The sequence below is a fragment of the Streptococcus sp. 151470009-6 genome (assembly GCF_053628175.1).
On record NZ_JBSEZF010000004.1, the window covers coordinates 127,721 to 141,325 of the forward strand.

A 13,605-nucleotide genomic window follows, 5' to 3' on the forward strand; every position below is an offset into this window, starting at 1 on the left:
CTTGTGCTTAAATACTTTTTCCTGGTAATAGGGTGACTGGTAAGAAGTAACCAGTTGTCGCGACCTCCTTGCCTTCAATCTTCTGCAAGAGGAGATCAACAGTGAGGTGGGCAATCTCTTCCAAGGGTTGCTTGATGGTCGCGAGTTGAGGGTAATAGTTCTCAATAAAGTAAGTCCCGTCATAGCCGATGACTTTGAGCTCTTCAGGAACAGAGATTCCCAGTTCCTGAGCAATTTTGATAATCAAAATGGCTGTCAGATCATCTGAAGCAAAGATAGCATCTGGTTTCTGATGAGTCAAGATGTTCTTGATTTCCATTTCCTTTCTAACGGGAGAAAAGTCACTCGAAACATTGATAATAGGAGCTTTTGGGAGAACAGAAGCAAAGCCAGCATGACGCAGTCCAGTAGGCGAGTTGGAATTGTCATTTCCTGTAATCATGATGATAGACTGGGCACCTGTCTTGACCAAGGTTTGGGCAGCGAGAACACCGCCACCGTAGTTGTCAGAGGAGACAACAGGAATGTCAGGAGACAAGTTTCGGTCAAAGGAAATGATTGGGGCTGTCACACGATTGTAGTCTTCGATTCCCAAGTTGTGACTTCCAGAAATGATACCATCGACCTGATTGGCCTCCAGCATTTCAATGTACTCTCGTTCCTTCTCAGAGTCGTGCTCGCTGTTACAGATGATGGTCTTGTAGCCATTTTTGAAGAGTTGGTGTTCCAACTTACCAATCAATTCTGCGTAGAAAACATTGGAAATATTTGGAAAAATCAAGCCGATTAACTTAGCTGATTTTCCTTGGAGGCTACGAGCTAAATTGTTGGGCTTATAGCCCAATTCTCTCATGGCTTCATTGACCTTGAGAATGGTTTTTTCAGACAGATAGCCTTTTTTATTGATAACCCGTGAGACGGTAGTGGGGCTGACGCCTGCAAGTTTGGCGACATCAGTTAGTTTTGCGACCATAATCTAATTCATAATAAGTTCCGGTTGGCTTTCCAGACTTGATCAGGATACCGTTTTGATCGGCATGCGGAAAGACGCGACCAGAAAATACTTTTTCTCCTTTATTGATAAAAATTTCAAAGACAGAATTGTCGATGAAGATGTTAGCAGTAGTAGTTTGATTGCCGATTGGGCAAGAACGAGTGGTGCCAAATTCTTGGGCATACTGTTCTCCAGCCTGGCTACGGTCTACTGTAACTTGACCATTTACAAGGTCAAAGTTGATTGAAAGTCCCTTGCCTTCTTTATCAGCAAGTAAGACAATCTCGCTCTGGCTATTGGCCTCCAAGTTGAGCTCCAGTTCATAGGTGTTATTGGTTTGAGCACGATTTGAAAAGGGTTCCTCAGAGGCACGAAGTTCTTTGATAGCTGCGACAGGGTATTGATAGAGTTTGCCATCTTTAATAGTGAGTTCCTTGACCAAGGAGAAAGTTCCTTGGTGGTCAAAACGATCAGATGGGTAGGCTATATCTGGTAGCCCAAGCCAGCTGACAGACAATGCACGTCCGTCTGGAGCGTTAAAGGCTTGAGTCGCATAGGCTTCGAAACCATAGTCTAGGTTGTGAAGGGGTGACACATCTACCATTTTGGCATTTTCAGGATCAAAGGAAACCCCGATTTTGTACATATTTGGAAAGATATTATCGTAGTCTAGAACTTTTTTATCCAATCCCTGTGGGCAGTAGAGAAGGACAGGTTGCTCCCCTACAAAGACCAGATTTGGGCATTCCATCATGTAGGCAGTGCGATCGTTAGCAAAGTCAAGGTCATCAACGGCCTGCCAGTTTGTGTAGTCATTGTTCACAGCCTTGTAGAGACGGACGAAGCCTTTTTTCTCCAAGTCCTGTCCACCGACGATGGCATAATATTGACCTTTAAAGTTAAAAATTTGTGGGTCACGGAAGTGGTCAGTAGAGTCTGCTGGTTGGTCAATCAAGACCTTATCAATCTTAGTGATCTTGCCATCCTTATCCATCAAAGCACCAATCTGGTAAGGGTGACGGATCCAGTTTTCATCACGGACATTTCCTGTATAAAATAGGAACAAGTTATCGCCAAACTGCATGGCAGAACCAGAGTAGGCACCGTGACTATCGAGTTTTGTATCAGGCAAGACTTTGACATTAGTTTCTGAAAAGTGCACCAAATCATCACTTTCAAGCTGCACCCAAGACTTCAAGCCATGAGCTGCTCCAAAAGGAAAGTTCTGGTAAAAGAGAATCCATTTGCCATCAAAATAAGAAAAGCCATTTGGGTCGTTGAGAAGTCCTGTTTTTGGCTCAACATGGTAATGAGTGTGCCAAGGAGATTGTGCCATATTTTCCTTGATTTCCTTGACTTCATCATCTGTCCAATCCTCGTAGCGTCTGTAGCGACGCTCTGTTGTCCATTCCATTATATCATTCCTCCGAAAGTTCTACTATCTTAATAGTAAACGTTTTCGACCAAAAAAGCAAGTCTTTTATGTTAAATAATAGAAAAATATGTGAAACGATTGCCATAAAACAAGTAAAGGGAATCTGGCAAATTTTCACGAAAAAATGAAAGAGATTGGAAAATAAAAGCTTTGAACCCTCTAATAACAAGATATTTTTATGAGTAAATAGAAGAACTCAGTCAAAATCTATCATAAAGGAATATAAAGAAGAGGAGAAAAATAAAAATTTCTGCAAAACGCTTGACATATTTTGGAAACATGATAAAATAATAGTCGTAGGGCGAATAAAATCGCTTTCAAACACTTTACAAAATTTTATAAGGAGATTTTTGCAAATGAACAATCAGGATATTGCAAAAAAGGTCATCGAAGCCCTTGGTGGACGTGAAAATGTCAACAGTGTAGCCCACTGTGCGACTCGTCTACGTGTCATGGTCAAAGATGAAGGGAAAATCAAGAAGGAAGTGATTGAGAACTTGGATAAAGTTCAAGGAGCTTTCTTTAACTCAGGCCAATACCAAATCATCTTTGGGACTGGTACAGTAAACAAGATGTACGATGAAGTGGTTGCCCTTGGTTTGCCAACATCTTCTAAAGAAGATATGAAAGCAGAAGCTGCGAAACAAGGAAACTGGTTCCAACGTGCCATCCGTACTTTCGGTGACGTCTTCGTGCCAATCATCCCAGTTATCGTAGCGACAGGTCTCTTCATGGGTGTTCGTGGTCTCTTGAACGCTCTCGGAATGACACTTCCAGATGATGTGAAGATTTACTCAGAAATCCTCACAGATACAGCTTTCATCATTTTGCCAGGTTTAGTTGTGTGGTCAACCTTCCGCGTATTCGGTGGAAATCCAGCTGTTGGTATCGTCCTTGGTATGATGCTGGTTTCTGGTTCGCTTCCAAACGCTTGGGCAGTAGCATCAGGTGGTGAAGTAACAGCTATGAACTTCTTTGGCTTCATTCCTGTTGTTGGTTTGCAAGGTTCCGTTCTTCCAGCCTTCATTATCGGGGTAGTCGGAGCCAAGTTTGAGAAAGCTCTCCGCAAAGTGGTTCCAGATGTCTTGGACCTCTTGGTGACTCCATTCGTGACACTTTTGGTTATGTCTATTCTTGGACTCTTTGTCATCGGACCAGTCTTCCACGTGGTTGAAAACTACATCCTTCTCGGAACAAAAGCGATTCTTGCCTTGCCATTTGGTCTTGGCGGTTTGGTTATCGGTGGGGTTCACCAATTGATCGTCGTATCAGGTGTGCACCACATCTTCAACTTGCTTGAAGTGCAATTGCTTGCTGCTGACCACGTAAATCCATTCAACGCCATCATCACTGCAGCGATGACAGCTCAAGGTGCTGCGACAGTTGCCGTTGGTGTCAAAACGAAAAATCCTAAACTGAAAACACTTGCTTTCCCAGCTGCTCTTTCTGCCTTCCTCGGTATTACAGAGCCTGCCATCTTCGGGGTAAACTTGCGCTTCCGTAAACCATTCTTCCTTTCATTGATAGCTGGTGCTATCGGTGGTGGATTGGCTTCTATCCTTGGACTTGCTGGTACTGGTAATGGTATCACCATCATCCCTGGTACAATGTTGTACGTTGGGAATGGCCAATTGTTCCAATACCTTCTCATGGTAGGTGTATCATTTGTACTTGGTTTTGCCCTTACCTACATGTTCGGTTACGAGGATGAAGCAGAAGCTGCTTCTGAAGTGGCGACAGAGCGCTTTGTTCAAGAAGAAACAACTGGAAACATTCCAGCAGCTCCTCAAAACGAGACAATCCAAACTCCTATCGTTGGTGATGTCGTAGCGCTTGCTGATGTGAATGACCCAGTCTTCTCAAGTGGAGCTATGGGACAAGGTATCGCTGTGAAACCAAGTCAAGGTGTGGTATATGCACCAGCTGATGCTGAAGTTTCAATTGCCTTTCCAACAGGACACGCTTTTGGTTTGAAAACAACTGATGGTGCTGAAGTTTTGATCCACGTTGGGATCGATACGGTGACTATGAACGGTGAAGGCTTTGATCAAAAGGTTGCTCAAGGCGACAAGGTCAAAGCAGGTGACGTTCTCGGAACATTTGACTCAAACAAAATCGCTGCCGCAGGTCTTGACGACACAACAATGGTTATCGTAACCAACACAGCAGACTACGCTTCTGTGACACCAGTCGCAAGCGGTTCTGTTGTCAAGGGTGACGCGATCATCGAAGTGAAAGCCTAGTCCTCTTCGAAAATCATATCTAAAAACAAAACGAACAAATGTCAGGTTTGTTCGTTTTTGCTTGAATGGTAAGATTTACAGAGGAAAATCTAAAATATAGAGAAATCTAGACTTTCAAAATATGCTATAATAAAGAAAACAAAAACAAGAGGTTTATCATGACAAAATTATACGGAAGCTTAGAAGCAGGCGGTACAAAGTTTGTCTGTGCTGTCGGTGATGAAAACTTTAATGTTGTGGAAAAAACACAATTTCCAACAACAACTCCTATCGAGACTATCGATAAAACCATCGAGTTCTTCTCAAAATTCGATAATCTTGCTGGTCTTGCTGTCGGTTCATTTGGTCCCATCGATATCGACAAAAACTCAAAAACCTATGGCTTTATCACAACGACTCCAAAACCAAACTGGGCAAATGTGGACTTGCTTGGTGTCCTCCGTCGTGCCCTCAACGTACCAATGTACTTCACTACAGACGTAAACAGCTCTGCTTATGGTGAAGTGGTTGCCCGTAACAATGCTGGTGGCCGTATCGAAAACTTGGTCTACTACACAATCGGTACAGGTATTGGTGCAGGTGTCATCCAACGTGGCGAGTTTATCGGTGGTGCAGGTCACCCTGAGATGGGGCACTACTATGTAGCCAAACACCCAATGGATGTGGAGAAAGAATTCAACGGTGTTTGTCCTTTCCACAAGGGCTGTTTGGAAGGCTTCGCAGCTGGTCCAAGTCTCGAAGCTCGTACAGGTATTCGTGGTGAAAACATCGAACTTAATAGCTCTGTTTGGGATGTTCAAGCCTACTATATCGCTCAAGCTGCGGTCAACGCAACAGTGACTTTCCGTCCAGATGTGATCGTCTTTGGTGGTGGCGTCATGGCACAGCAACACATGCTGGACCGTGTACGTGAGAAATTCACAGCTCTTCTCAATGGCTACCTACCAGTACCAGACGTGCGTGACTACATCGTAACTCCAGCAGTCGCAGGCAATGGTTCCGCAACACTGGGGAACTTTGTTCTCGCTAAAAGCGTCGCAAAATAAAACAAAGAAAACATCCGCTTGGGAAACCAAACGGATGTTTTGCTTGAAGACAATGTTTTTTGAGCCTTTCCTTAAGTGATGACGGACGGTAGTGACTTTCTTCGAAATTCCATACCTAAACTTTGAGCCTAAAGTCTCAAAGTTTCCCAACACCTGAAACCATTAGATTTCAGATATTTTTATCACGGCGGAAAGGCTAGGTAAGTCCTCGATTCACTATTGAAAAATAGGCATGATTTCCATACCAAAGTATATTTAGGATTAAGCGATAGTCTGTCTATGTTCAAAAAATCCGCTTGGGCAACCAAACGGATTTTTCTATTCTCAAAACATCTGCCAGAAGAAATCAATGATATAGGTCAAACCATAAGTATAAACTACTAGGGTAAGGGGTTTGGTCAAAACGATGATAATCATGTAGCGCTTGAAGGTCATCTTGGTCAATGCTGCCAGCATGCAGAGAAAGTCAGCTGGGCTAACAGGCCAGATCATCATAAAGATAAAGAACCGCTCGAAGCGATTGCCCTTATCTAGCCAGCCGATGTATTTATCATAGGTGCGCTTGCTGACGACGGACTGGACAAAGGCAGCTCCATAGAGGCGCACGAGATAAAAGATAATGGCACAGCCAATCACGATGCCGATATAGTTATAGATGGTTCCGATGATGTGACCGTAAATAAAGACCCCAGCCACTGAGGTCAAAGCTCCCGGAATGATCGGAACGACGGTTTGTAGGATCTGTAAAAAGATAAAGAGTGGTGGTCCCCAAACCCCAGCTTGCTGGATAAAGGCAGATAGGGTTTCCTTGGACTGTAAAACACCCGCCTGATAGGCCCAAATACAGAAAATCAAGGTGCCGACACCTCCGACGATAGATGAGATATTGATGACTTGCTGTAGAAGGGGAGAAACAGCTTTCATTTGCTTATCCTGTGACATGTAAACTCCTCATAGATAGTATGATACTACTATACCATATTTTGATAATAAAGACTAATCTAAGTTCTAAATATTTTAGACCTTATTCTAAGTTCTAAATATTTTAGACCTTATTCTAAGTATTGGATGAGTCAGTTCCCTAAAGTTTAGATGTATTCTAAGCTTAGAATGATAAGAAATACATAAATTTATGAGTATTCTAAGCTTCGGATAGTCTTTCTGAGAAAGTTTTGAGGTCTTCGAGCTTTCGAATAGTCGTCTTTCCTAAAGTTTAGATGTATTCTAAAGCTAGAAAAGTTAAAATCTAAAAATAGTAAGAGTCTCTATCTGACAGACGGAGTGTATTTCCAGTCAGATAGGGATTTTCTATTTCTGAAATGACTGATTTATCCTGTAAAAGTAAGAAATAGACTGAAAAAGTGCTGTTGGGATGATAAAGTAGACAGTTGAGCGGATGAGTGTCATAAGTTCTTTGCTATTTGTTAGAATTGTCTTATCAACTTAAAGGAGAAATCTGATGAAGAAAGATAAAGAAAATGATGAGGGTATCCTATCGGACCTTCCTCTATTGGGCCTCCTATTTTTGGTCTGTATATTGCTTCAAGTTTATGTAGGAAAGGATAGACCTTTAATTCAACCTCCTAGACAAGGAAGCATTGTAAAAACAGATCAAAAACAGGTCTATCTTCCTGAACTAATCCAGTCTTTATTTGATAAAGAAAAAACTAAATGATTCGTTAAATAGAAAGGTTATCATCATGACTAAAACATTCACTATCCGCCCTCTAAGTTACACCAACTTTACCAACCGTGAGTTTGAAAGTCTCATGGTAGATACGGGTCAGCTACTAGAAGTTTTTGCCAAGGCACATAAGGACGAGCCTATGTATAGCAAGCATCTCGATTCCTTCAGGAGCAAGCTAGCAGACTTCCAAAGCCAACTTGCTATCGTAGAAAAGAAAGAGGCGACGAACCTGACCGAAGTCGATCGAAATCGTGATAGTGCCCTAGTCGGTCTCTTTACCCTTCATCGAGGATTTGCTAAGATCAAGGAAAGCAAACTCAAAGAAGCCCATGAGACCTTGAAACCAGTCTTTGCCAAGTACAAGAATATCACCAAGCATAGCAATGATGTGGAAACGGCAGAAATCAAGAGTCTGCTCAAAACGCTCAGCGAAGAACCCTACCAGACGGCAGTTACTAGCCTAGGACTAACCCCTATGCTTACGGCGGTAATCAGTGCGCAAGAGGAATATGATAAGGTGGAAAGTCAGGCGCGTGCTCATAAGTCTGCTAAGGAAGTCGGCAAGACCAGACAAGTCCGCACCGAACTAACCAGTATCTACGACCTCTTTATGCGCTATACCGCAGCCAGCGCAGAAGCCTATCCAGAAAAAGAGCACCTGACCAAACTCCTCAAGGACCTCAATACAATCCGAGATAGTAAACGTCGATTGACTGGTTCGAGTAAGAAGGATAAGAAAGTTAAAGTAGAAGAAGCAGAACAAGTAGCAGGATAAAAATAAACGTCTTTAGATATATTATTATCTAAAGGCGTTTTTTTGCTGTTTTATGATATAATCTAAGTGTAAAAATAATGTTAGTCTACATTTTATGTTAAAAAAAGATAGTTGTATTTCTATCGTTGGTTAATAAAAGGAAAATACTATGGAGAATATAATTTTTAATGTGGAACAATTTAAAAGAAATATACTAACAAAAAACTTGAATATTTTAATTGGTTCAGGAGTATCAAATCCAGCTATTCCTTTAATGAAGTTCTTTTCAAAAGATGATAAAGGTATGACTGTAAGTAAAGAAGATGCAAATGCTAATTTAGAAAATCATATATGGAAAGTGAGTTCCTTTTTGCTTTGGGAACATAATGATAGAATCAAGTATTTTGTTGAAAATATGGATAAACAGACTTTGTATTCAACAGATTATTTTACTGAGCTGAAGAATTTCAATACCTTTGAAAATAATATTGGTTTTGTATTGGAACGATATGTAAAGTTTTTAGAAAAAGTAATTACATTGCTTTACACTTCAAATTCTAGAACGGTTTCAAAGAGTGTTAGTATTTTTACTACAAATTATGATTTATTTATTGAAAATTCTTTGGATCTATTAATGAAAAATGAGAACTTTATATTTAATGATGGGAGCAACGGTTATTTCCATAAAGTGTTAGATAGTTCTAATTATAATAAAAGTGTGGCGTATAGAGGATTAAATGAAAATTATTTAAATGAGCTTCCATCAATTTCTTTAATTAAACCTCATGGGTCTATGAATTGGGAAAAAGGTGAAAATAATCAGATTTTAATAAGACCGTATGTTGTCGATCAACCAGTAGTTGTTAAGCCTACCGGACTTGAAGGACAGGAAACATATCTTAACAATCATTTTCATGATATGTTAAGAGTATTCCAACTAGAGTTAGATAAACCTCAATCAGTATTAATTGTTGTAGGATTCTCGTTTCAAGATGATCATATTGCAAAGATGGTAAGGAGGTCCTTAAAGAATCCAGAATTAATGATTTATATATTTTGCTATGCTGATAGTGATTTTGAGGTTATTAAGAATAATTTGTCTCTTGATAATATTCCTAGGAATCTTCAGATAGTGATACCAACTGCTTTAGAATCTGAAAATAAGAACATTTTGAATACAAGTGGAAATTTTGATATTAGTAGTTTGACAGAGTTATTTATCATCGAGGATGAAGAAGTAAAATGAATCGTGATGTGAAAAAATTAGGTGTAATTGTAGGGGTTGACGGTGATATTTCTCAAGTTGGAATGTATCAACTATCTAATGATGCAGAGTATTTATGGTATGGAGATATTTTACAAGGTGCTAAAATTGGTGCATTTTTGACAATTTTGCAGAATAATGTAAAAATCATCGCTTCGGTTGTTACTGAGAAAGTTGCTGATCAGCAAAATACAATTCGAAGTACAGAATTTGACAATCGATTTTCAAAGAATTCTATAAATCGAATTGTTCATTTGAAGACTAAAGGTGTTATTGAAAAAGGTGAATTTCAAGTAACAAGTCAATATGTACCTATGATTGGTAATGAAGTATGTATTACTTCAAAAAAAGACTTAGAATTAATATATGGGATTAATACGTCTGAGCCGACAATTTCTATTGGAAAATCAATCTTAGAAGGTCAAGTTATCCCTTTATCAATTAATAAAATTTTTGCCTCCCATATTGGTGTTTTTGGGAATACTGGTAGCGGTAAATCAAATACATTGCATAAGTTATTTTTAGAATTATTTCGGTCTGACTATAGAGAAAAAATTTTAGAGCTTTCAAAATTCTATGTTATTGATTTTAATGGTGAATATACAAAAGATGATAGTTTTGATGTCACAGAAAATAAGAAGGTGTTTGATATAGATACTAGAAATCAAACCAATAATAAAATTCCAATCACTTCAGATTATTTATTTGATCCTGATATTTTGTCAATCCTATTTGGAGCAACAATAGCTACACAAGTGCCATTTTTGAGAAAAGCGCTTAAAATATGGGAGGAGAATAAATTTGATGGTACTAGTATTGCAAGATTTGTTGTGGGAACATTGAAAAAGATTTTAACTACTGGGAATTCTGCGAGTTTGGATTCTAAAGATAATTGGACATCGATTGCAGAGAAATACATTAACAGTGATTTATTTACTGTCTTAAAAAGTAATTTGTATTACAATTCTGCATATGAATCCTATTTTACAAAGAGGAACGGTGTAGATTGCTATATAATTAATGCGAATACTCCAATAGAAAACTCCGAAATACATTATCTACGAATTAATGAAATTGAAGAAGCTTTATGTAATAAATTTGACGCACTCCCAGAAATTGACAAATTGAAGTTTCATCTTGATTTTCAAAAAGTACATCAATCAGCTTGGAAATCAACAAACATTGAGCATATTAATCCTTTATTTCATAGAATTGATACAGCTCTAAATAGTTTGAAAAAAGTTGTTGAAGTTAAAGAGAGTATTGATGGAGATTTTTCCAGTCTAAATATTATTAATCTCGTACATGCTAATCAGGAGATTACCAGACTAATTCCAATGCTTATTTCAAAAATGGTTTATGATAAACAGAAAGAGAATATAAATCGAGACGATGTTACATGTACTAGTCATTTAATTATTGATGAAGCACATAATATTTTAAATGCTCAAAATCATTCTGTAGGAGATACTTGGCAGGACTACAGATTGAATATTTTTGAGGAAATCATTAAGGAAGGGCGAAAATTTGGTTTCTACTTAACTATATCTAGTCAACGACCAGCAGATATTTCACCGACTATTCTTTCACAAGTTCATAATTATTTCATTCATAGATTGGTTAATGACAATGATTTACGAATGTTGGGAAATACTATGCCTACGTTGGATAAAACTTCCTTTAATAAAATTCCTAGTTTAGGTAAAGGAGAGGTTATAATTACTGGTAATGCTATTCAAGTTCCAGTATTTGTGAAAGTAGATAAAGAAGAAATAATTAGACCGAATAGTGATGATGTTATTTTGACAAAATTGTGGAGTAGAAATGATGGTAAAAATTAAAGGAAAATTTATAGAAGGGTGTAGAGAATGTAACAATGATAATGATTTTACGTTGCCTGATGATGTCATTCAAGCAGCAATTAAGGGAGATTTAGTATTATTCTGTGGTGCAGGTATAAGTACGGAGTCAAAAAAAGTTATGCCTACTTCATTTTATACGGATATAAAAAATGTGTTGGAATATAAAAATCATATTGAAGTAGATGAAAATCTATCCTTTTCTAAGTTAATGAGTTTGTTTTGTGAAAATGTCGCAAATGGTAGAAAAGAACTATTTAAAAGGATAAATAACAGATTTCAAATGATAGAAAATTTTCCGGAGCTATATGGTATTGCTTCAGAATTTCACAAAGAAGTTGCTAGAATTCCGCAGATTGGAACTGTAATAACAACTAATTGGGATACTTTGTTTGAAGATAATTGTGATATGTTTCCAATTATTTATAATGAAGATGTTGCTTTGTGGGATACATTTGATAAAAGGGTTTTTAAAATTCATGGTTCTATAAAAAATATAGGTTCAATTATTGCAACTGAGGAGGACTATGAAAATTGCTATCAAAAATTGTCAACAAAACCTATTGGGGATAGATTAAAAACTATCTTATCAACAAAAACAGTAGTCTTTGTAGGTTTTTCTTTCGGTGATGAAGACTTGAATAAAATTATTGAGATTCTTTCAGATGATTTGGGACAGTTTGCAAATCAATTTTATTTAGTTACAATTGATGAAAAGTGGTTGGAGAAGCACCCTAAAAATATAATTCCGATTATTACTGATGGAACATTTTTTGTTAAGTCTTTGAAAAATGAACTTATTCATCAAGGAACTCTGATTGACAGTATGGTATATCGTTTTGCAGAAGAAGCAAATGAAATTTTAATAAATGCACACTTAAGTTGGATGGATGATGCAAAGTTTCATGAAATTTTGCAAGAGTATCCCGAACTATTATTGACAGTTGCATACCAAGATGGTATGATACATGCTTTGCAAAGATGTATAGCTGATGAAAAATCAGGAAGAGTATTAATGCCAAATTATACTCATGACGTTGTTCATAGTTATTTGTATTTATATAACAAAAGAATGAGTGAAAATGAGTATTTACGAGCTTACTATGATCTGGGGTATTCTGATGGCTTTTCGGCATTGGAATTGTTCACACGTAATGAAAACGAAGATGCTTTATTACTACCTATGTTTTATTTTAATGGTGAAATTTTTGATGATTTAGAAACATTATTATCCTACTTAAATGAAAATAGAATCCCAGAATTTTACCATTATTGTAAAGAGAAAGTTACTCCCTATAAGAATGGGGGAATCCCTCATTGTATGCCATGGTATTGTTAATTTTATAATTCAAGAAATAGTTAGCGCATGCTCATTATCTTAAAAAATTAATTTACAACTTTGTTTCCATATTTCCTGGAAACTGATAGAAAGTAAGGAGAAATATGGAACAAACTAACCAAAAATCCCAATGCCAACAACTCTGGGCTAGAAATAAATATCTCGTTTTGAGCCATTCCAGCAATATTTACAATGAGATTCGCCAATATTTGAAGAATGAAGAAGTGGAGGTGAGTCATGTTCAAGAACTGATCGACCGTGCTTGTCAAATCCCAGAACACAGGGGTCAAGTTTGCAATGCTTTTCAGCATATTTGGGGCTATTTCAAAAAGAAAGCGACAGATGCTGAGCGCAAAGACTATATGCTCCTGCTGGATCGCTACCGCTTTGCTCAGGCTTCTAAGGAAGACTTAATCGCTAAGACTCGAGACTTGCTGGATCGCTATCCAAATACCTACTTGCAACATTCGACTTTACTGAAAGGAGACTCCCATGAGACTTTGGCATGAGGCTTTGATTTCACAACTTCCCCGTCCTCAGCTTTTGGGGCAACATCGAGAATGTTGCGCCCTGCGTGGCAATGGCTGGGGTAGAAAGCATGCGACGGTTGATTATGTCTTTACTCACTCGCCCTATCGTCTCTATGCCTATCATCGCTTGATCATGGAGGAGATGGCTGACCGTGGCTACAATGTCAGTCCAGAGTGGCTGGACAAGAACTACCGTGGCAAAATTTGCACTCCCTATGAAGACTTGCCTGAGGAAAAGTTGGACAATCCTATCTATAGTGAGCATGATGCAGGATACTACGAGGAGTGTCTGGCTAATCTTCGAGAGAAGGGGATCAACCTATAGTCTTTTCTAATATCAAGCCATAGTCACTTATGAGAATTATCAATAGCTTGTTTGAGCATTTTAACTAAAAGACAACACAAAACAAGCCATACAAAGGATTTGAGGCACTGGTCTCAAGTCTTTTTCTTT

At 38.3% G+C, this 13,605-nt stretch carries 12 protein-coding genes; 9 read left to right on the forward strand and 3 right to left on the reverse strand.

Annotated features, from left to right (window positions below; translation table 11 throughout):
• Positions 1-7: 7 nt before the first annotated feature.
• The gene (locus tag ACUW6H_RS06765) at positions 8-973 is read right to left on the reverse strand and encodes a LacI family DNA-binding transcriptional regulator (protein ID WP_454363295.1); all 966 of its coding nucleotides are present in this window, start codon (positions 971-973) and stop codon (positions 8-10) included.
• The gene (locus ACUW6H_RS06770; RefSeq protein WP_454363297.1) at positions 954-2,408 is read right to left on the reverse strand and encodes a sucrose-6-phosphate hydrolase; all 1,455 of its coding nucleotides are present in this window, start codon (positions 2,406-2,408) and stop codon (positions 954-956) included. Before ACUW6H_RS06770 ends, ACUW6H_RS06765 begins: the two co-directional genes overlap by 20 nt.
• A 377-nt stretch (positions 2,409-2,785) precedes the next feature.
• On the opposite strand from ACUW6H_RS06770, the gene ACUW6H_RS06775 reads away from it, so the two are divergent.
• Both ACUW6H_RS06775 and scrK read left to right on the forward strand, forming a co-directional pair.
• Complete coding sequence (locus ACUW6H_RS06775; RefSeq protein WP_454363299.1) at positions 2,786-4,672, forward strand: sucrose-specific PTS transporter subunit IIBC; 1,887 nt, start codon at positions 2,786-2,788, stop codon at positions 4,670-4,672.
• A gap of 158 nt (positions 4,673-4,830) precedes the next feature.
• Entirely contained in the window at positions 4,831-5,718 is an 888-nt protein-coding gene (gene scrK / locus ACUW6H_RS06780) for a fructokinase ScrK (protein ID WP_454363301.1), read from the forward strand.
• Between the two features lie 324 nt (positions 5,719-6,042).
• On the opposite strand, the gene ACUW6H_RS06785 is transcribed toward scrK, so the two are convergent.
• Entirely contained in the window at positions 6,043-6,660 is a 618-nt protein-coding gene (locus ACUW6H_RS06785) for a TVP38/TMEM64 family protein (protein WP_000076178.1), read from the reverse strand.
• Positions 6,661-7,177: 517 nt separating this feature from the next.
• Here ACUW6H_RS06785 and ACUW6H_RS06790 point away from each other — a divergent pair.
• From ACUW6H_RS06790 to ACUW6H_RS06820, 7 genes are all read left to right on the forward strand, one after another.
• Positions 7,178-7,393 (forward strand): hypothetical protein, encoded by a 216-nt coding sequence (locus ACUW6H_RS06790; RefSeq protein WP_454363304.1) that lies wholly within the window; start codon positions 7,178-7,180, stop codon positions 7,391-7,393.
• A gap of 25 nt (positions 7,394-7,418) precedes the next feature.
• Positions 7,419-8,180: a DUF6261 family protein gene (locus tag ACUW6H_RS06795; RefSeq protein WP_454363306.1), complete on the forward strand. Its 762-nt coding sequence runs from the start codon at positions 7,419-7,421 to the stop codon at positions 8,178-8,180.
• A 148-nt stretch (positions 8,181-8,328) separates the two neighbouring features.
• Positions 8,329-9,405 carry an SIR2 family protein gene (locus ACUW6H_RS06800; protein WP_125424696.1) on the forward strand — a complete coding sequence of 359 codons (1,077 nt, stop codon included), beginning with the start codon at positions 8,329-8,331 and terminating at the stop codon, positions 9,403-9,405.
• A complete protein-coding gene (locus ACUW6H_RS06805; protein WP_125424697.1) occupies positions 9,402-11,264 on the forward strand; it encodes an ATP-binding protein in 1,863 nt (620 codons plus the stop codon). Before ACUW6H_RS06800 ends, ACUW6H_RS06805 begins: the two co-directional genes overlap by 4 nt.
• On the forward strand, positions 11,248-12,621 hold the full coding sequence (locus ACUW6H_RS06810; protein WP_454363308.1) for an SIR2 family protein: 1,374 nt from the start codon (positions 11,248-11,250) through the stop codon (positions 12,619-12,621). The genes ACUW6H_RS06805 and ACUW6H_RS06810 overlap by 17 nt, the downstream gene beginning before the upstream one ends.
• Before the next feature lie 104 nt (positions 12,622-12,725).
• Positions 12,726-13,130 carry a YbgA family protein gene (locus ACUW6H_RS06815; protein ID WP_454363310.1) on the forward strand — a complete coding sequence of 135 codons (405 nt, stop codon included), beginning with the start codon at positions 12,726-12,728 and terminating at the stop codon, positions 13,128-13,130.
• Positions 13,114-13,476 carry a TIGR02328 family protein gene (locus tag ACUW6H_RS06820; protein ID WP_454363311.1) on the forward strand — a complete coding sequence of 121 codons (363 nt, stop codon included), beginning with the start codon at positions 13,114-13,116 and terminating at the stop codon, positions 13,474-13,476. The genes ACUW6H_RS06815 and ACUW6H_RS06820 overlap by 17 nt, the downstream gene beginning before the upstream one ends.
• The last annotated feature ends 129 nt before the right edge of the window (positions 13,477-13,605 follow it).

Excerpts from the sequence above, each read along its gene's own strand:
- ACUW6H_RS06810 (WP_454363308.1), top strand. The coding sequence starts at position 11,248 with ATGATGGTAAAAATTAAAGGAAAATTTATAGAAGGGTGTAGAGAATGT.
- ACUW6H_RS06770 (WP_454363297.1), bottom strand. The coding sequence starts at position 2,408 with ATGGAATGGACAACAGAGCGTCGCTACAGACGCTACGAGGATTGGACA.
- scrK (WP_454363301.1), top strand. The coding sequence starts at position 4,831 with ATGACAAAATTATACGGAAGCTTAGAAGCAGGCGGTACAAAGTTTGTC.
- ACUW6H_RS06775 (WP_454363299.1), top strand. The coding sequence starts at position 2,786 with ATGAACAATCAGGATATTGCAAAAAAGGTCATCGAAGCCCTTGGTGGA.
- ACUW6H_RS06795 (WP_454363306.1), top strand. The coding sequence starts at position 7,419 with ATGACTAAAACATTCACTATCCGCCCTCTAAGTTACACCAACTTTACC.
- ACUW6H_RS06800 (WP_125424696.1), top strand. The coding sequence starts at position 8,329 with ATGGAGAATATAATTTTTAATGTGGAACAATTTAAAAGAAATATACTA.
- ACUW6H_RS06805 (WP_125424697.1), top strand. The coding sequence starts at position 9,402 with ATGAATCGTGATGTGAAAAAATTAGGTGTAATTGTAGGGGTTGACGGT.
- ACUW6H_RS06765 (WP_454363295.1), bottom strand. The coding sequence starts at position 973 with ATGGTCGCAAAACTAACTGATGTCGCCAAACTTGCAGGCGTCAGCCCC.
- ACUW6H_RS06785 (WP_000076178.1), bottom strand. The coding sequence starts at position 6,660 with ATGTCACAGGATAAGCAAATGAAAGCTGTTTCTCCCCTTCTACAGCAA.
- ACUW6H_RS06790 (WP_454363304.1), top strand. The coding sequence starts at position 7,178 with ATGAAGAAAGATAAAGAAAATGATGAGGGTATCCTATCGGACCTTCCT.
- ACUW6H_RS06820 (WP_454363311.1), top strand. The coding sequence starts at position 13,114 with ATGAGACTTTGGCATGAGGCTTTGATTTCACAACTTCCCCGTCCTCAG.
- ACUW6H_RS06815 (WP_454363310.1), top strand. The coding sequence starts at position 12,726 with ATGGAACAAACTAACCAAAAATCCCAATGCCAACAACTCTGGGCTAGA.